At 48.9% G+C, this 18,578-nt stretch carries 17 protein-coding genes; 15 read left to right on the top strand and 2 right to left on the bottom strand.

Going from position 1 to position 18,578, the window contains the following annotated elements; all coding sequences use genetic code 11:
* Positions 1-20 precede the first annotated feature (20 nt).
* The 3 genes from LG198_RS04465 (at position 21) to yjjJ (ending at position 4,183) form a co-directional block, all read left to right on the top strand.
* Positions 21-2,171, top strand: a complete 2,151-nt coding sequence (locus LG198_RS04465) for a Lon protease family protein (RefSeq protein WP_230341952.1) — start codon at positions 21-23, stop codon at positions 2,169-2,171.
* Positions 2,168-2,563 carry an RNA-binding S4 domain-containing protein gene (locus LG198_RS04460; protein WP_230341951.1) on the top strand — a complete coding sequence of 132 codons (396 nt, stop codon included), beginning with the start codon at positions 2,168-2,170 and terminating at the stop codon, positions 2,561-2,563. The genes LG198_RS04465 and LG198_RS04460 overlap by 4 nt, the downstream gene beginning before the upstream one ends.
* A gap of 231 nt (positions 2,564-2,794) precedes the next feature.
* Positions 2,795-4,183 (top strand): type II toxin-antitoxin system HipA family toxin YjjJ, encoded by a 1,389-nt coding sequence (gene yjjJ / locus LG198_RS04455; protein ID WP_230341950.1) that lies wholly within the window; start codon positions 2,795-2,797, stop codon positions 4,181-4,183.
* 310 nt (positions 4,184-4,493) lie between these two features.
* Here yjjJ and LG198_RS04450 read toward each other — a convergent pair whose 3' ends face one another.
* Both LG198_RS04450 and LG198_RS04445 read right to left on the bottom strand, forming a co-directional pair.
* A complete protein-coding gene (locus LG198_RS04450) occupies positions 4,494-5,612 on the bottom strand; it encodes a PA0069 family radical SAM protein (RefSeq protein WP_230341949.1) in 1,119 nt (372 codons plus the stop codon).
* Positions 5,581-6,279, bottom strand: coding sequence for an SDR family oxidoreductase (locus tag LG198_RS04445; protein ID WP_230341948.1), 699 nt, complete (start codon positions 6,277-6,279; stop codon positions 5,581-5,583). Before LG198_RS04445 ends, LG198_RS04450 begins: the two co-directional genes overlap by 32 nt.
* Before the next feature lie 130 nt (positions 6,280-6,409).
* Between LG198_RS04445 and LG198_RS04440 the strand changes: the two genes are divergently transcribed.
* The 12 genes from LG198_RS04440 to pseG are packed head-to-tail and all read left to right on the top strand — an operon-like array spanning position 6,410 to position 18,569.
* Positions 6,410-6,742 carry a MarR family EPS-associated transcriptional regulator gene (locus LG198_RS04440; protein ID WP_230341947.1) on the top strand — a complete coding sequence of 111 codons (333 nt, stop codon included), beginning with the start codon at positions 6,410-6,412 and terminating at the stop codon, positions 6,740-6,742.
* 30 nt (positions 6,743-6,772) lie between these two features.
* Positions 6,773-7,861 (top strand): GDP-mannose 4,6-dehydratase, encoded by a 1,089-nt coding sequence (gene gmd / locus LG198_RS04435; RefSeq protein ID WP_230341946.1) that lies wholly within the window; start codon positions 6,773-6,775, stop codon positions 7,859-7,861.
* A gap of 17 nt (positions 7,862-7,878) precedes the next feature.
* Positions 7,879-8,859, top strand: a complete 981-nt coding sequence (locus LG198_RS04430) for a GDP-L-fucose synthase family protein (protein ID WP_230341945.1) — start codon at positions 7,879-7,881, stop codon at positions 8,857-8,859.
* The gene (locus LG198_RS04425) at positions 8,856-10,604 is read left to right on the top strand and encodes an ABC transporter ATP-binding protein (RefSeq protein WP_230341944.1); all 1,749 of its coding nucleotides are present in this window, start codon (positions 8,856-8,858) and stop codon (positions 10,602-10,604) included. The genes LG198_RS04430 and LG198_RS04425 overlap by 4 nt, the downstream gene beginning before the upstream one ends.
* Positions 10,605-10,631: 27 nt before the next feature.
* A complete protein-coding gene (gene pseB, locus LG198_RS04420; RefSeq protein WP_230341943.1) occupies positions 10,632-11,630 on the top strand; it encodes a UDP-N-acetylglucosamine 4,6-dehydratase (inverting) in 999 nt (332 codons plus the stop codon).
* Positions 11,631-11,633: 3 nt separating this feature from the next.
* On the top strand, positions 11,634-12,785 hold the full coding sequence (pseC, locus tag LG198_RS04415) for a UDP-4-amino-4,6-dideoxy-N-acetyl-beta-L-altrosamine transaminase (RefSeq protein ID WP_230341942.1): 1,152 nt from the start codon (positions 11,634-11,636) through the stop codon (positions 12,783-12,785).
* A gap of 20 nt (positions 12,786-12,805) precedes the next feature.
* Positions 12,806-13,858, top strand: coding sequence for a putative sugar O-methyltransferase (locus tag LG198_RS04410; RefSeq protein WP_230341941.1), 1,053 nt, complete (start codon positions 12,806-12,808; stop codon positions 13,856-13,858).
* Entirely contained in the window at positions 13,855-14,574 is a 720-nt protein-coding gene (gene pseF / locus LG198_RS04405) for a pseudaminic acid cytidylyltransferase (protein ID WP_230341940.1), read from the top strand. The genes LG198_RS04410 and pseF overlap by 4 nt, the downstream gene beginning before the upstream one ends.
* Complete coding sequence (locus tag LG198_RS04400) at positions 14,571-15,962, top strand: protoporphyrinogen/coproporphyrinogen oxidase (protein ID WP_230341939.1); 1,392 nt, start codon at positions 14,571-14,573, stop codon at positions 15,960-15,962. The genes pseF and LG198_RS04400 overlap by 4 nt, the downstream gene beginning before the upstream one ends.
* Complete coding sequence (locus LG198_RS04395; RefSeq protein WP_230341938.1) at positions 15,963-16,859, top strand: class I SAM-dependent methyltransferase; 897 nt, start codon at positions 15,963-15,965, stop codon at positions 16,857-16,859.
* A 5-nt stretch (positions 16,860-16,864) separates the two neighbouring features.
* Positions 16,865-17,620, top strand: a complete 756-nt coding sequence (locus tag LG198_RS04390) for a WbqC family protein (RefSeq protein ID WP_230341937.1) — start codon at positions 16,865-16,867, stop codon at positions 17,618-17,620.
* Positions 17,613-18,569, top strand: a complete 957-nt coding sequence (gene pseG, locus LG198_RS04385; RefSeq protein WP_230341936.1) for a UDP-2,4-diacetamido-2,4,6-trideoxy-beta-L-altropyranose hydrolase — start codon at positions 17,613-17,615, stop codon at positions 18,567-18,569. Before LG198_RS04390 ends, pseG begins: the two co-directional genes overlap by 8 nt.
* Positions 18,570-18,578: the final 9 nt, after the last annotated feature.

Here is an 18,578-nt window from a genome sequence, read left to right as displayed (position 1 = left end):
CCTTTAAAAATACCCACCTGATGCTAAGCAAGCTTACCCCACAGCAACTCAATATCATCATCAATCCGCAAAGCCTGGGTTTTGACAATACCTCGGAATTGTTGCCGCAAGCGCAAGCCAATGCGCAGCAATGGATAGGACAGGATCGTGCATTTGCCGCTGCCAGCTTTGGCCTGCGCATGCGGCAACCCGGCTACCATATGCTGGTGATAGGCGAGCCGGGTTCTGGCCGCACTTCATTATTGCAGCAAATGGTGGAACAGGAACTGACGCAACAGCCGGCGCCGGATGATCGTGTCTACCTGTTGAATTTCCACATACCGGAAAAACCGCTGTTGTTGCGGCTCAAGGCTGGCAAGGGAAATGAGCTGCGCCAGCTGCTGGACCAGTTTGTGCGCAGGCAATTGCGTTCCATCCCGGGGCTGATGCAAGCAGAACGCCAGCTGCGCCCTGGGCAGCCTGGCGATGCTACCCACGCTCCGGGTGACCGTCTCAAGGCCTATCTTGAGGATGAATTGGCACAGATTCGCCAGCAAGTCGCAGACAGCGTGCTTGAGCCTGCCGTGTTTGACCAATGGGTAGCACAGCTCGTGCAGGAAGTGCTCGAGAATGCGGAAGTGTTCATTCCTGCACCCAATAGCGAGGCTGACGGCATGCAGGAGGCGTTTTTAGGGCGTTTTCGCGCCAACCTGCTGGTCAACAACGGCGAGCTTGCCGGGGCGCCCGTGATTTACGATGACGATCCCAGCCATCAATCCTTGTTCGGTGGCATAGAAGCGGCGGCAGAGCATCATGTGGCAGATACCATGCGCCTCAAGGCGGGTAACTTGCTGCGTGCGAATGGGGGTGTATTGATTCTGCATCTTGAGGACATTCTCACCGACCAGCAAGGGAGCAACCCCTTGCTTGAAAAGCTGGGCCGGGTGTTGCGTAATCGCAAGCTGCAAATCGATGATGCGGGCAGCAGCTCTGGCAACGGGGCCTTGATTGCCCTTAACCCTGAACCATTGCCGCTGGATTTCAAGCTGATTCTGATTGCCACCCGCGATGATTACTACCATTTACATGAGCATCATGCTGCCTTTCTCGAGCATTTCCGCACCAAAATCGAGTTTGCGGAAAGCCGGACCGCGGAGCCCGGCATTTACCATCAGTTGGCATGCCATGTCGCGCGATTGTGCCATGATGACGGCCTGCCGCATTTTACCGCGGCGGCGGTTGCCCGCCTGTTGCAGGCCATGCATGAGTGGGAAGAAGATCAGGCCAGGCTTAACCTGGCATTGGGCCGTTTAACGCCGCTGGTGCAGGAGTCGGCAGCACTGGCTATGCCGGGTAGCCGGGTAGGTTTGGCAGAAGTAGAGGCTGCCCTGGAGGCTTCCCGTGGCCGCCATGATTATGCCGAACAGCAGTTGCGGGAGTCGATCCTGGATGGCGAGCTCCTCATCAGTGTGCGTGGGCGGGAAATAGGGCGCATCAATGGCCTGACGCACATCGACATGGGGGATGCCGAATTTGGCTCGCCAGTGCAGATTTCCGCACGTTGTTATCCTGGCCGTCACGGAGTCGTCAATATAGACCGTGAAGTCAAGATGACAGGGCCGCAGCATGACAAAGGCATGTTTATCCTGCAAAACTGGTTGTCCGCCACGTTTGCACAACAGGCGCCATTGTCACTCAATGCATCCTTGGTGTTTGAGCAGGAATATCATGGCGTGGAAGGGGACTCGGCCTCGTGTGCCGAATTGTATGCCTTGCTTTCCGGCCTCTCAGGCTTGCCCTTGCAGCAAGGCATTGCCGTGACGGGTGCCTTGAACCAGCATGGCGATGTGCTGCCGGTGGGCGGCATCAATGAAAAGATCGAAGGCCATTTCCGTATATGCGAGAAGCTTGGTCTGGATGGGCAGCAAGGCGTATTGTTGCCCGCACGCAATTTGAGGCATTTGTTGTTGAACAAAGATATCGTGCGTGCTGTGGAAGAGGGTAAATTCCACATCCATGCCATGGAGCATGTGCTGGACGGGATTGAGCACTTGACCGGGGTGCCGGTGGGCAGCCTTGGCGCGGATGGCGCTTATCCTGCCGATACTGTGTTGGGCCGGGTGCAGCAGGCTTTGCAAACATATCAGCGTATCTACCATCAGAACCATCATTCAGCGAGTAAAAGTGCATGACTGAGCAAGACGGCAAATGCCGCCTGGATAAATGGCTCTGGGCTGCAAGGTTTTTCAAGACACGCAGCCTGGCGATTGATGCCGTGGATGGCGGCAAGGTGCATGTGGATGGGGAGCGCGTCAAGCCCGCCAAGGAAGTCCGTTTGGGACAGCGCATCCATATCCGCCGCAAGGAGCTGGAAATGGAAGTGATTGTGCGCGGCCTCAGCACCCAGCGCCGCGGCGCGCCTGAAGCTGCCTTGCTGTATGAGGAAACCCCGGAAAGTCTTGCCAAGCGCGAGAACCTTGCTGTTACCAAAGAAAATGAACATGCCCAGCGCGACCGTGGCTTGGGACGTCCAACCAAGCGTCAGAGGCGCGACATCAAGAAATTTACCGGTATGGACTGGTAGGGTTCTTTCTGTCATGCCGGATGTGATCCGGCATCTTTCTAGATAATCACCCTATCGCAGAGGTTTAGTGAAACAAGAAAGAGAGATTCATTGCCTGCCTATCTCGATCGCACTCATTACATCATTCCAATATTTTATCTGATCAAAGTATATTTAATTAAATAAATAATTATTTGATTTTATTTAATATAAATGTATATTTATTTCATCATAACTTATTAAGTAACCCTGATGAGGCCAATTAACACCAGTGCACGTACCTTGCTTGAGCACGAGCTCAAGCGCCGAGGTAAGTCAGATGCAATATCACTGGCAAAAGAGAGTGGGGTCAGTGTGCCCAGCGTCCACCGCATTATCCGCGAGCGTGGCGATGCGATAGTGCGTGTGGGTACGACAAGAAACACACGCTATGCGCTCAGGCGCCCTTTGCGCGGTCAGCTCGCACCTATCCCGGTTTATGCGGTTGATGCAGCAGGCCGAGGCAGGCAACTTTCCGCGATTGAACTGATAGAGCCTCAAGGCTCGACACTAGATGTTGGGGCAATAGGCTGGCCTGTGCCTGCAGGTTGCCACGCTTGGTGGGACGGCCTGCCTTATCCGTTGCAGGATATGCGGCCCCAGGGATTCTTGGGCAGAAGCCTGGCGCGACAGATCGCGCAAGACTTCAATGTTTCCGAAAATCCGGAGGAGTGGTCCGATGATGATGTTGTTTATGTTTTATCCGTCCGCGGCCACGACAACCCGGGCAACCTCATCATCGGGGAAAAAGCTTATCGGGCATACCTTTCCACGCTGACCCAACCGCCTGAGATTATTCCGGAACATCTGATTCAAGACCGGTATGCAGAACTTGCCGAAATTGCGATTCAATATGGTGGCGCAGGCTCAAGCGCCGCTGGCGAATTTCCAAAATTTACCGCAACAAGGGCGCTTCCGGGAGCGACCACGCCGCATGTCATCGTCAAGTTTTCCGGGGCGGATGGTTCGCCTGCGGTCAGGCGTTGGTCTGATTTGTTGATATGTGAGCATTTGGCGCTGGAGGTGCTTGGCAGTGCCGGGCATGTGGATGCATCCAGAAGCAGGATCATCATGGCGCAGGGCAGAACTTTTCTTGAGGTGGAGCGCTTCGACCGGGTAGGCGAGTTTGGCCGGCTGGCGACAGGGTCCCTCTATGGCCTGGATGCGGCCTTTGTCGGTATGGGGAATGGTTCCTGGGTCGAGGCTGCCAGCCGGCTGGCGCAAATTGGCCTGGTGCCCGGCTCGCTGATTGAGAAAATCAGGCTGTTGTGGTGGTTTGGCAAGTTGATTGCAAACACCGACATGCACTTCGGCAACCTGAGTTTCTTCTTGGGCAATGAACTGGGCCTGACGCCCGCCTATGACATGCTGCCTATGAGTTATCCGCCATTGCCAGGGGGGGAAGTGCCGGTACGTCGATTTGAGGTGGTGCTCCCTATGCCTGAAGAGCAGGATGCCTGGAACCAGGCATTTGATATGGCAAGAAAATTCTGGGAGCTTGTTGCCGATGATGGACGGATTACTGAAGATTTTAGAGGCATATGCCGCGCTAATTTGCAGCAGCTTAGGTTGATTGGCGCCAGGTTGGGGCTTGTGGTTTAAAAGTAATGGCCAGGCATTAGGAGAAGCAATGCGGTATCAAGAAGTTTACCGGGCTTGACCCGCGGTAAGAAGTATTCGTCATCCCGGCTTCTGAGCCGGGATCATGAGGTTATGCGCAATGTTGACGAGATGCCGGCGGGTCTCCGCCCGGCATGACTGTGGCTGAGGTGGAAATGGTGCGCATGGAGAATGACGGAAGGTCATTCTGGGATGTCATATCGGACTTGATCCGGCATCCATGTAGCAACCATGCATGGCGAACTTGTAATAAGCGTTCCTCCAAGGCAACAAAACCAGCGCCTTGGCAACTCTAAAAAAGCCCAAGTTGCTCCGGCTGGCCTGATGGACGGAATAATGCAGTATTCATTTTCATGTCCCGCTGGTTAAGTCCAAGCTTCTTCGTCATCAGCTTGAAGCGTTGCCTAATCATGTCGGCAAACAGCCCACTGCCACTCATTCGCCCATGAAAGTCGGCCTGGTTGGTTTTCCCTTCTCGGCTTTGCTGGATAATGCTCATCACATGTGCGGCCTTGAGTGGGTAGTGTAGCTGCAGCCATTCCTCGAACAAGGGCGATACCTCTAACGGTAATCGCAACAGTACATAGCCAGCGCTCATGGCGCCAGCCTCTGCCGCTGCCTTCAAGATAGCTTCCAGTTCCGTATCGGTCAGCACCGGGATAACTGGTGCCGTCATTACTCCTACCGGGATTCCTGCCGCATGCAGGCGTTCTATGGTTTGTATTCGCCGCTGCGGGGCAGCAGCGCGCGGTTCCAGGGTGCGGCTGATTTGGTTGTTGAGCGTAGTGATCGAAATGAACACTTGGGCCAGCCCTTGCTCAGCCATGGGGGCGAGAATATCCATATCGCGCTCAACCATGGCAGACTTGGTCACGATGCTCACGGGATGGCGGAATTCAGCTAACACCTCGAGTATCTGGCGTGTCAGGCGCTGCTGCTTTTCCAGCGGCTGGTAAGGGTCGGTATTGGTGCCCATCGCCATCGTGGCGCATCGATAATTGCGTTTGGACAACTCCTTGCGCAACAGTTTAGCCGCATCAGGCTTGACCAGTATCTTGCTCTCAAAATCCAGGCCTGCCGACCAGCCGAGATAAGTATGGCTGGGCCTGGCGAAACAGTAAATGCAACCATGCTCGCAACCGCGATAGGGGTTGATCGAGCGGTCGAATGGAATATCGGGTGAAGTGTTCCAATTGATGATGGAGCGGCTGCTGTCGATGATCACCTCGGTACGCAGCGGTTCAAGGTCGGCATCCAGATTGCCCCAGCCGTCATCCTCGTCTGCATGGCGATGCTGCTCGAACCTGCCGCTGGCATTGCTCGCGGCACCGCGCCCTTTGTAAACCAGCGGGCGCAGCACCTCCTGCAGGCTTATGTTCCTACCAGGGGATTTCCTGTCCGTCGTATGCATAAAATTTGCCTGCATCAGCCAGTGTGAGCTGGTCGATGACCTTGCGCAGCCCGCTGATGCTCTGTTCCGTGTTGATCAATGCATTGGGGCCGCCCATGTCGGTTAGCACCCAGCCTGGATGCAGCACGACAGCAGTGATGCCTTGCTTTGCGAGGTCGACCGACAAGCTTTTGGTGATCATGTTCAATGCGGTTTTGCTTGAGCGGTAAATATAGCTGCCGCCACTGGTGTTGTCCGAAATGCTGCCCATCTTGCTCGTGATGTTGGCCAGCTTCTTCAATTTCCCCTTCGCAAGGTGGGAAGTAAAGGCTTGGGCCATCTTGAACGGGGCCAGGCTGTTGATACGGAATGCCTCCAGCCAGGCATCGTAATCGGCATCGCCGAATACTGCGGTGCTGCTGTCAGGGTAGATTCCCGCGTTGTTGATCAGCACGTCAATCGCCTGGTCCGCCAACGATGCTGCCAGCTCGTCCACCTGGTGGAAGTTGCCTACGTTCAATTTATGTACGCTCACCAGATCCTTGAAGCGGCTAGCCAGTTGCAATAGCTCCTCAGCATCTTCAGGGCTGCGACAGCATGCCAGCACATTCCACCCAGCCTCAGCATACTGTTTGGTGAACTCCAGACCAAGGCCGCGATTTGCGCCGGTGATCAGTACATTGGCCATACTCAAGACTCCTCGTTTTGTGATGTTTCAAGCATAACACTTAGCTCGGGAAATTATCATGCTTGAAGCATGCTGAAAGATTTTGTAAACTGCGTTCACTATTTGAACGCATGATGGTTAAATCGCATTAATGCTCACCGATGAATACCGCTACAAGATACTCAAGCTGGTTCAGGAAAAACCTGACATCAGCCAGCGCGAGCTGGCGAAGGCTTTGGGTGTCAGCTTGGGGAAGACGAATTTTTGCCTTAAGGCCTTGGTTGAAGTTGGGCTACTCAAGGTTTCGAACTTCCGCAACAGCAAGAACAAGCTAGCTTACATGTATGTGTTGACGCCTAAAGGCATTGAGCATAAAGCAACTGTCACAATCAACTTTCTTAAGCACAAGATCAAGGAGTACGAGCAGTTAGCTCATGAAATTGCAGAGTTACGGAATGAAGTAACAGACGATTTGCAAGAATAAATGATCTTGCAATATTAACAGGATAAAAATATGGCAAAGAAAGTAGCATTGATAACAGGTGTAACAGGTCAGGATGGAGCCTATCTCTCTGAATTACTTTTGAAAAAAGGCTATGAAGTGCACGGCATCAAGCGCCGTGCATCCTTGTTCAACACCGACCGCATCGACCATCTTTACCAAGACCCGCATGTTGATAACAAGAATTTCATCCTGCACTACGGCGATCTGACTGATTCCACCAACCTGATCCGTATCATTCAGCAAGTGCAACCGGACGAAATCTACAACCTGGCTGCCATGAGCCATGTTGCCGTCAGCTTCGAAACCCCGGAATACACCGCCAATGCCGACGGCATCGGCACATTGCGTATCCTCGAAGCCATCCGCATCCTCGGCCTGGAAAAAAAGACCCGCTTCTATCAGGCGTCTACCTCCGAACTTTACGGTTTAGTACAAGAAGTCCCACAAAAAGAAACCACTCCCTTCTACCCACGCAGCCCCTATGCCGTGGCTAAGCTCTATGGCTACTGGATCACCGTCAACTACCGTGAAGCCTATGGCATCTATGCCTGCAACGGCATCCTGTTCAACCACGAAAGCCCATTGCGCGGCGAAACCTTCGTCACTCGCAAGATCACCCGCGCCTTGGCGCGAATCAAACTGGGGCTGCAAGACAGCCTCTACCTAGGTAATCTTGACGCATTGCGCGACTGGGGCCACGCCAAGGACTACGTCGAAATGCAATGGCTCATGCTGCAGCAAGAGCACCCAGAAGACTTCGTGATTGCCACCGGCGTTCAATACAGCGTCCGCGACTTCGTCAACGCCGCCGCCAAGGAACTCGGCATCGCCATCACCTGGCAAGGCCAGGGCATCGACGAAAAAGGCTATGATGCCAATGGCAAAGCCATCGTCCAGGTCGATCCACGTTACTTCCGTCCGACCGAAGTTGAAACCCTGCTGGGCGACCCGACCAAAGCCAAGCAAAAACTCGGCTGGACTCCCAAGACCAGCTTCCAGGAACTCGTCTCCGAAATGGTGCGCGAAGACCTCAAGAGCGCCGAGCGTGACGAACTCGTCAAGAAACACGGCTTCGCTGCTTATGACTACAACGAATAGCAGGGTAGAGCGCACTAATGGATAAGCACGCATGCATTTACGTGGCAGGCCACCGGGGCCTGGTGGGGTCCGCCATCGTCAGAAATCTCGAGAGCAAAGGCTATACCAACATCCTGAAACGGACCCATGCAGAACTCGACCTGACTGACGAAAAAGCCACGGACCAATTCTTTGCCGAACACAAGCCGGAATATGTTTTCCTAGCCGCAGCCAAGGTCGGCGGCATCGTCGCCAACAATACTTACCCGGCAGAATTCATCCGTGACAACCTTGCCATCCAGACCAATGTCATCCATAACGCCTGGAGGCACGGCGTCACCCGGCTCCTGTTCCTGGGTTCCAGTTGCATTTACCCCAAGCTGGCTCCGCAGCCCATGAAAGAAGAACACCTTCTGACCGGTCCTCTGGAACCGACCAACCGTCCCTATGCCCTAGCAAAAATTGCTGGCATCGAAATGTGTTGGAGCTACAACCGCCAATACGGGACTCAATACCTCGCCGCCATGCCTACCAACCTCTACGGTCCTGGTGACAACTACCATCCTGAGAACAGCCATGTCATCCCGGCCCTGCTGCGCAAGTTCCACGAAGCCAAGCACAACCACCAACCCACTGTCACCGTCTGGGGTACGGGCACGCCCAAGAGAGAGTTCCTCTACAGTGACGACATGGCCGATGCCTGTGTCTACCTCATGAAGCTGTCCCAAGGCCACTACCAGGCCCTGTTGGGAAGTGACGAAAGCAAGACCGGCAGATTCGAACCGCCGCTTATCAACGTGGGCGTGGGTGAAGACGTCACCATCAAGGAGCTGGCTGAGCTCATTAAGCAGATCGTGGGTTACCAAGGCACCATTGAATTCGACACTACAAAGCCAGATGGGACACCGAGGAAACTGATGAATGTGAGTAGGCTGACCAAGGCAGGGTGGAAGGCAAATACTGACTTAAAGGAAGGATTGGCGCAGGCTTATAGCGATTTTAAGGTTCTTGCTGAATGAGTGTTCTACGCAAACTTCATGCTATCTTGACGCCGACTGAACGTAGGCGTGCGGCAGTTTTATTATTGCTGATGATCGTGGGAATGTTACTGGAAACATTGGGGGTGGGATTGGTTGTGCCGGTGGTAGGCATGATCATTCAGGGGGATTTGCTTAATCAGTATCCGCTTCTCAATCAAATAATCCACTTTTTTAGTATGGGAGGTCAGCTTGACATTATTACGGTTGCAATGCTGATTCTTGTTGGGATATATCTTGTCAAGGGCTTGTTTCTAAGCTTTTTGGTGAACTACCAGGCAAGATATTCATATGGGTTGCAGCAAAATGTGTCTCGCCGCTTGTTTGAGCTATATCTGAAACAGCCGTATGCTTTTCATCTTCAACGTAATAGCGCGCAATTAATCAGAAATGTCACGACGGAAACAAACCTGTTTGCAATATCTACAAGTGCGTTCTTGTTGATATTGACAGAAGTACTGGTGTTGGTTGGAGTGCTGTTGCTGCTATTGGTGATCGAGCCTGTGGGCGCCACGGTTGTCTTATTGTCTTTGGGCGTTTTCGGACTCGCATTCCTGAGCTTTTCAAGAAGGCATATTCTCCGGTGGGGGAGGGAAAGGCAGCATCATGAAGGCATGAGGATACAGCACATTCAACAAGGCCTTGGGGGAATTAAAGATGTGCTCTTGCTGGGCAGGGAGAGCAACTTTATGCATCTTTACTCCAGTCATAATTCACGCGTGGCCAAGGTCGCCGGTTATCAATTCAGCCTGCAGCAAATGCCAAGGTTGTGGTTGGAGTTCACGGCTGTCGTAGGCCTGGCAATTTTAGTACTGTTGATGACGACGCAGGGGCGAGGTTTTCAGGAAATCATGCCTACTTTGGCATTGTTTGCAGCAGCAGCTTTCAGGCTGCTACCCTCGGCCAACAGGCTGCTCGGCTCAATTCAGACTGTGCGATATGGCCTGCCGATAGTGGATATGCTGTATCAGGAGCTGAGCCTTGTCATGCTGCAGCCTTCAGTAGAGAACAAAATCAGCTTTAATTCGGCAATGGAGCTGCAGTCTGTCGAATTCACATATCCATCCTCCGTATCTCCCACACTAAGGAATGTCAGCTTCAAGATAACCAAGGGGCAGAGCATTGGGTTGATAGGCGAGAGCGGTTCGGGAAAAAGCACCATCATTGATATAATTCTTGGGTTGTTAAAGCCGCAGGCTGGGCATGTCATGGTGGATGGCCAAGATATTCATCAGGCACTACGTTCCTGGCAGGACATGATAGGTTATGTTCCACAATCCATCTTTCTCACTGATGATAGCTTGAAACATAACATTGCCTTTGGGATTGCAGAGGATAATATCGATATGGAATCCCTGCAAAAAGCGATTCATGCCGCACAGCTGCATACATTTGTTGATAGCTTACCTCATGGCATTGATACCGTTGTTGGTGAGAGAGGGGTGCGCTTATCCGGCGGACAGCGGCAGAGGATTGGCATTGCCAGAGCGCTTTATCATGATCCTGATATTCTGGTGCTGGACGAGGCTACCAGCGCCCTGGATGAAGAAACAGAAAAAGAAGTCATGCAGGCTGTCGATATGCTGCATGGCAGCAAGACCATTGTCATTGTGGCGCATCGATTATCCACAGTCCGTAATTGCGACCGTATTCTCAGGTTCCAGGCAGGCGAGTTAATCCAGTCAGGAACTGTCCAGGAAATACTGCACGATAAGATTCTCAACTAATTAACCTATGATTACTCCAACAATTTTATGCTGACAAATTCTTCGATTTTAATTACCGGTGGCACAGGGTCTTTTGGACATACTTTCGTCCCCATGACGCTGGCAAAATACAACCCAAAGCGATTGGTTATTTTCTCAAGAGACGAAATGAAGCAATGGGAAATGGCCAAGCTTTACGGTAGTAATAGTCGCGTCAGGTTCTTTATCGGCGACGTAAGGGATAAAGACCGGTTAAGTCGAGCCCTGCACGGTATAGATTACGTAGTGCATGCTGCGGCTACCAAAATTGTGCCCACTGCAGAATACAACCCATTCGAGTGTGTAAAAACTAATATCAATGGTGCAATGAACCTGATCGATGCCTGTATTGATCAAGGAGTAAAACGCGTGGTTGCCCTATCCACAGACAAGGCTAGTAGTCCAGCCAATTTGTATGGAGCGACTAAGTTGGCTTCGGACAAATTGTTTGTTGCAGGTAATTCATATTCCGGGATTGATTCGACGAGATTCTCTGTCGTACGCTATGGCAACGTCATGGGCTCGCGAGGTTCAGTGATTCCATTCTTCATGTCGATTGCTGAGCGCGGTGTTTTACCGATTACCGATGAGCGTATGACACGCTTCATGATTACCTTGGAGCAAGGGGTGGAGTTGGTCTGGCATGCTTTTGAGGATATGGTTGGAGGGGAAATTTATGTCAAAAAAATTCCATCCATGAAAATCACTGATATTGCTAAAGCGGCAGCGCCAGGGGCACGTCATGAGATTGTTGGGATTCGTCCAGGAGAAAAGCTGCATGAGCAGATGATAGGCGAAGAGGATGCGCTGCACACCTACGAATATTCCGAGCATTTCAAAATACTGCCTGCTATCCACAAGTGGAGCGAAGACCCTGCAAGAATTAACGGCGGGGTTAAGGTAGCGCCGGATTTTACATATTCATCTGATAACAATAAAGACTGGATGACCGTTGAGCAACTGCAATCTTGGATTGCAACAAACAAGAATATGGTCGGGAAAATTTAAAGTATGATTCCTTACGGACGCCAATCCATTTCTGAGGATGATATTCAGGCTGTTGTCGATATATTGCGTTCTGATTATCTGACGCAAGGTCCAGCCGTACCGGCTTTCGAAAGTGCTGTGGCAAAGTACTGCAAAGCCAAGCATGCAGTTGCCGTGAATAGTGCTACCAGCGCGCTTCATATTGCCTGCCTTGCGCTTGGCGTTGGACCTGGTGATATTGTCTGGACCAGCCCGATTACATTCGTTGCAAGTGCAAATTGCGTATTGTATTGCGGTGCACAGGTCGAATTTGTTGATATTGATCCAAAAACTTACAACCTCAGCGTCGAGCAACTGGCCCAAAAGCTTGAAGCTGCAGAAAAGCAGGGAAAGTTACCCAAGGTAGTGATTCCAGTACACCTGTGTGGTCAATCGTGTGATATGGCAGCCATTTTTGCGCTAAGCCAACGATATGGTTTTAAAGTGATTGAGGATGCATCTCATGCTATTGGTGGCAGGTACAAAAATGAGCCTGTTGGTAATTGTAAGTATAGTGACATTACGGTATTTAGTTTTCATCCGGTAAAAATCATTACTACAGGCGAAGGAGGTATGGCACTTACCAATGACGCCAACATTGCTGAACGTTTGCAACTACTCCGTAGTCATGGGATTACGCGTGATGAAAGCAAAATGACCCACGCCTCGGATGGCCCTTGGTATTACCAGCAAATTGATTTAGGTTTTAATTATAGAATGACTGATATCCAGGCTGCACTGGGCTTAAGCCAGATGCGACGGCTTGATGAATTTGTTATTAAAAGGCATGAAATTGCCAGGCAGTACGATCTTTTCTTGGCAGATGTATCTGTCATGACTCCATGGCAACATCCCGATGTGTATTCAGCTTTTCACTTGTATGTGGTTCGCTTGCAGGTGGGTAACAAAAACCGCAGAGAAGTCTTTGAGTCTCTGCGTGCTGAAGGCATCGGCGTGAACCTGCACTACATCCCCGTTTATCGGCAGCCATATTATGAGCAGTTCGGCTATAACAGAAGCGACTATCCAGAAGCGGAAAAATACTATGCCGAAGCGATCAGTATCCCTATATTCCCAAGCTTAAGTCACCAGATGCAAAGTAAAGTGAAAGAAAAAATCGCATCTATTTTAAGATAATTGTTAATAAGACTATAAAAATGAATAAATATCCAGAGTTGACACTTGCTATTGAAGATATGAAGTCCCAGGATTCTGTTTATCAGCCTTCGGCATTTTGGAGGGAGGCATCAAATCAGATAGTGCAAGAAGTTTGCGAAGCCGGGATAGAGAATTTTAGGTCTTTGCCAAAACCACTGGGATTCTTTGTACCTACTTATGGTTCGCCTGCCAATAGTTTCAGTGTCGAGCAAATCAGTCGAATAACTGATTGGTTCAGTGAAAATTACCCAGATTCAACGAAGCTTATACTAGCACTTGATCAGTTTTTAAACGGGTATAGTGCTGCTCTCTCGGATTACAGAGTCTTATTGGCTGCTGATGATGCTCACAAACTCCCTTACTTGCATACGTTCTCGGAAAGTAAAGTTGGAAATCCGGTTGAACATTGGGAGTTTGACGGGAAAAAATACAGCCGTTCAGCATTGAATTATATCCTTGGACTTGCACTGCTGAAGAGGCATCTTGTGGATGTGCCTAAAACTGTGCTTGAGATTGGCGGAGGGTTTGGCACGCTGGGTGAAGTGCTGACGTATTCGGGTATACAAGGTATTCGTTATATCGATATTGATATCCCCCCAACGAGTTACATAGCCCAATACTATCTGGCAGAAGTTCTTGGCAAGAAGAATGTAGCAACTTACGCACAACTGAAAGCAGAACAGACAATAGAAATTGATGCACTTCCGACAGCTTCTGTGCTTGCTTCATGGCAAATTGAGAAATTACAGGGGAAAGTGGATCTGTTCGTTAACTTCATCTCTTTCCAGGAAATGGAGCCGGAGATTGTCAGCAATTACCTGCAACAAGTTGTGAGGCTTCAAACGACATGGATTTTGCTTAGAAATATGCGAGAAGGAAAACAGGTGCGTAAAAAACCTGATGATATAGGTGTCGATATACCGATCAAAAGTGAAGACTATCTGTCCATGCTGCCAGGATATGAATTAGTCGAACGTAATGTATTTCCTTATGGCTATCGAACTGTAGATGGTTACCATTCTGAGTTACTGTTGCTGAGACGTATAGTATGAAAAACAAAACAATCGCAGTGATTCCCGCACGTGGAGGAAGCAAAAGAATTCCTCGCAAGAATGTCCGCGATTTTTGTGGTAAACCAATGATTGCATGGTCTATTGAAACCGCTCACTCATCAGGCTTGTTTGATCATGTCATTGTCTCGACTGATGATGGTGAAATAGCAGACATTGCCATACAGTATGGGGCAGAAGTACCATTTGTTCGTCCAGCCGAGTTGGCTGATGATTATGCCGGGACAGCAGAAGTTATTGCACATTCTATGCAATGGGCAATGGATCAAATTGGTACTATTGATGCGCTTTGTTGCTTATATCCAACTGCCCCTTTTGTTCAAGTAGATGACCTTAGACGTGGGCTAGATGCCCTTTATACAGGGGAATGGGACTATGCATTCTCTGTCACTGACTTTGCGTTTCCAATTTTTCGTTCATTTAGACAGAATGATCGAGGTGGAGTAGAAATGTTTTTCCCAGAGCATTTTTCTACCCGTTCTCAAGATTTACCAATTGCCTTACATGATGCAGGTCAGTTCTATTGGGGGCAGCCTGATGCATGGTTGAGTAAGAAACGGGTATTTGCCGATACTTCATTTCCAGTATTCATCCCGCGTTGGCGGGTGCAGGATATTGATACAGAAGAGGATTTTAGGCATGCGGAATTGATGTTTGCGGCCTTTCAATACCAATTGATTGAGGCCGGCATATCATGAGACCTAAAATTACCGTAGTGGGTGGAGGGTTTAAAGGGATTGTTGCGGCAAAGTATCTTGCAGATCAAGGCGTCGATACTGTGCTAATTGAGCAGGGTAGAAATTTAGGTGGAGTACATTTCTCAATTCCTTGGGATGGTTTCCAGCTTGATTTGGGATGCCATTTGTTTTCGAATGAAGATAATCGAACGACACAATTATTATTTGATCTTTTAGGTGAAGAGCCGGTCGGTATCAACCCCTTGCTAAAATCTATATATCAAGGCAAGGAAACACATGGAATCGAATATCCGGATTTCACCAGCCTACCATCCGAGCAGGTTGCAGATTGTTTGGTTGACTTACTTGAGCATGTAGCGGAGAAACAGTTCGCAATATTGGACAAACCAACGCTTGAGCGGAATTTGGCTTCATATTTGGTTGGGCGGTATGGTGCGAAGGTGGCTGACTTACTGAATCGCGCTCTTGAGAAAATGCTGTTGACTGATGCCAAAGAGCTATCTTCTGTAGCATTTTCCGCAATACCGGCAAGACGTATAAGTTTGGTCAACGCTGAATTGGCGTCTTTGCTGAAAACAGTACCATTGTTGGACGAACTTATTCTTAAATCCAGCTCGGATGATCCAATGAAATACGTCAGAGATAAGGCATCGGGATTCGATTGCAGATGTTTTTATCCTGCAAATGGCGGTATGGGTGCATTTTCAAGCGCATCCAGGCAACACCTTGCTGATATTGGGGTCACGATAAAAACCGAAACCTCAATCGATAAAATTGAAAAGATAGGTGCTCAGCGGATTAATTTAAAACTGGCTGATTCCGAAGAGTTAGCGTGCGATTATGTGTTTTGGACATCCGGGTCTCAAACGTTATCTGATACTTTAGGGTTGAATATCGATTTATCTGAACATATCCATCTAGTGGCGATGGTGATTTTTTATTTCGATGTCCCCCAAAATTCGATAGGCCCTTATTCATGGATACAGAACTTTGACCGAGATGATTTGGTATATAGAGCATCTGCGCCAAGCGCTTTCGGCAATGGTACAGCCCCGGAAGGGCGTGCATATGTGGCTGCGGAAATTACTACCGGGCATGATAGTGATATCTATCTTAATCCAGAGTCTTATGTACACAGAGTCTGGCAAGAGGTCGTCAAGTTGGGCGTATCTGAGGGCGATATGCCGGATCATTACAAAATAATCAAGACCCCTGTGTCTTATAAGTTCCCTAAAGCAAGCTTCGCTCAAGCGGTTGCTGGTCTGAATGATCATTTGAATGACTATCCGGGATTACGTTTATTTGATGAATGGATATTCGGTAAATCAGCCAGTGTGAATGAAATCGTAACAGCGATTGATACCATGAAAATTTTGGGAGATTGTTGAATGACTAAATATACGACACGGGTACATCCTGTCTTTGGACATAGAGTCTTGGAGCCGATGCCTACTCAAAATGAATTAGAGGATTTTTATCGTAATTCCTATTATCAATTGATTGACGAAGGAAAAAGAGCCGCCGATATTGCCAGATCTAGACGAGGAGGCGCTGAAGCCGAAGAGCAGGCTACTTGGTTGAGAGAAACCTTACATGCTGATATTGGGCATGCTGTCAAAAAATATTCTTCTGGCAAGAAAGTCCTTGAAGTCGGCTGTGGGCTAGGTCTTTTATTGGCAGATATGAGAGACCAGGGATTCGAAGTGGAAGGAATCGATCTGGGCTCTATCGCGGTTGATGAGGTAAGGAAAAAAGGATTTACAGCATATTTAGGCTCATTCGAGGAGCTGGTAAAAACCCAAGTCATCAAGCCGGAAACTTATGATGCTGTTCTTTTTGTTAATGTATTGGAACAAACATTTGATCCTGTTCTGAATTTAAAGACCGCGGAAAGTGTTTTAAAGCCAGGTGGTGTGGCCATTGTCAGATCCGGTAATGATTTCAATCCGCTGCAGAAAATCTTTCATGGAGAGAAAGACTCAAAACCTTACTGGGTTTCTCCCCCTGAGCACATACATTACTTATCTTTCAATGCAATGGAAAAAATGCTGGAGGCCGCTGCATTGCAACCAGTATATAGACAGTCGGATTTTCCCATGGAATTATTTCTTTTGCTTGGATATGACTATACCTCAGACTCTCGGCTAGGTGCAGAGTGTCATAGTCGGCGGGTATCGCTCGAAAGAAAGCTACCTTCTGAGCTTAGGCGGGATCTATATTCTGCTTTCGCTCAATTGGAGCTCGGCCGGTGCATGTTCGTAGTAGGACAAAAGAAGGCAATTTAATTGTAATGACTACTATTGCAATCATGCAGCCAACTTTTCTACCTTGGCTGGGCTATTTTGATCTCATTGATCAAGTTGATCATTTTGTTTATCTGGATACGGTCGAATTTTCAAAACAAAGCTGGCAGCAACGTAACCGGATCAAGACATCCGCGGGAGCAGCATGGCTAACGTTGCCCGTTGAATATTCAAAAACAAACAAAACAATAATAGCCGAAGCCAAAATCGGAGCCCTGGACAAGTTTTTACTAAAGTCAGTAAACACGCTTAAGCATGCCTATGCCCGTTCACGATATACGGAAGAACATATGCCCTGGATCTTGGATTATTTGCTGGGATTGCAGGAGGGCGAATCGCTAGCGAGCGCCAACATCCGCTTTATTGAGCGTGCATGCAGTCAAACTGCGATTAATACTCCACGACATTTTGCTAGTGAAATACCTCACTCATCAAACCGTTATCAACGATTGATTGATATATGTAAGCATTTCAGGGCTGATGTCTATCTTTCTCCAATGGGGGCGCTAAGTTATTTGATTGAAGATATTCGGCATTTTGAATCGGCTAATATCAATGTATGTTTTCATCGTTATGACCCTCCTGTCTATACGCAGATGCACGGCGAGTTTATTTCGCATCTATCTATAATCGATTCCTTCATGAACGAAGGCAACATGACTACAGAGATCATCAGAAAAGGCAGGCTGGAGCGGTTGGAATATGATCAGGTGATCGCAGGAAGTGGCTTTGCAGATGCGTAAGAAAGCCATTGTGCTGGCTGATTGTGGTGAGCTCATTGGGCTGGGGCATTTGAGGCGTACATTAGTACTAGCATCAGCTTTAACGGATGTTGGGGTTGAGTGCCTGATCTATACCCCTTTTGCATCAGGCGCCAATATTGTTCGGGAGTATGGATTTAAGCACTATGCATGGCCAGAAAACCTGGAATTGCTTCCAGAGGCCGATATCATTGTTACTGACAGTTATCGTCTGCCTTCTGATATACAACTGGTCTGGAAACATCTTTTTAAGTTGATTGTTGCAATTGATGATGTTGGCGACAATGCCTCCCATGTCGATGTGATCATCAACGGCAATATATATGCTGAATTAATCAGCTATAAGAACAATATAAACAGTAAATTGCTGGTCGGCTCTGAATATTCACTTATACGTCCGGAGTTTTTTGGGATTGGTGCAGGGAGAGTCACAAATGCAGTTAAGAGAGTATTGATCTCTTTCGGTGGAACGGACGATGGTAAATACGCATTCGCTATCGCCAAGGCCTTATTGGAAAGAGAAGCTGAGCTGGTTATTGACCTAATTGTTTCCCCATTATATTCAGAATTAAAGAATGCCTATGGCATACAGCACCCTAGGCTAAGCGTGCATCATAACAATCCTGATATGGTTCAGTTGATGGGTATGGCGAGTTTGTATATCGGTGCACCTGGAGGTACTTTAATTGAAGCCATGGCCGCTCAATTGCCTTTTGTTGTTGTAAAAATTGCTGAAAACCAGAGTGTGGTCGTTGACGTACTGAAGCGATACAACTGCCCGGTTTTTGAGGAGTTTGAGCCGAAAAGTATTGCTATAAAAGCTCAAAATGTTTTATCTCAAAAACTTGAACCCTGTCCCTTTGTACGTAAACTGTCTTCTGATGGTGCTAAGAATGTGGCTAGAAGGTTGATTGGTTACTTACCGAATTAAACATCTTTG

This window comes from Methylobacillus arboreus (genome assembly GCF_020532725.1).
GTDB classification, from domain to species: Bacteria; Pseudomonadota; Gammaproteobacteria; order Burkholderiales; family Methylophilaceae; genus Methylobacillus; species Methylobacillus arboreus.
Note: the sequence above shows the minus strand (reverse complement) of the source record. Positions and strands in the feature narration are given on the sequence as shown.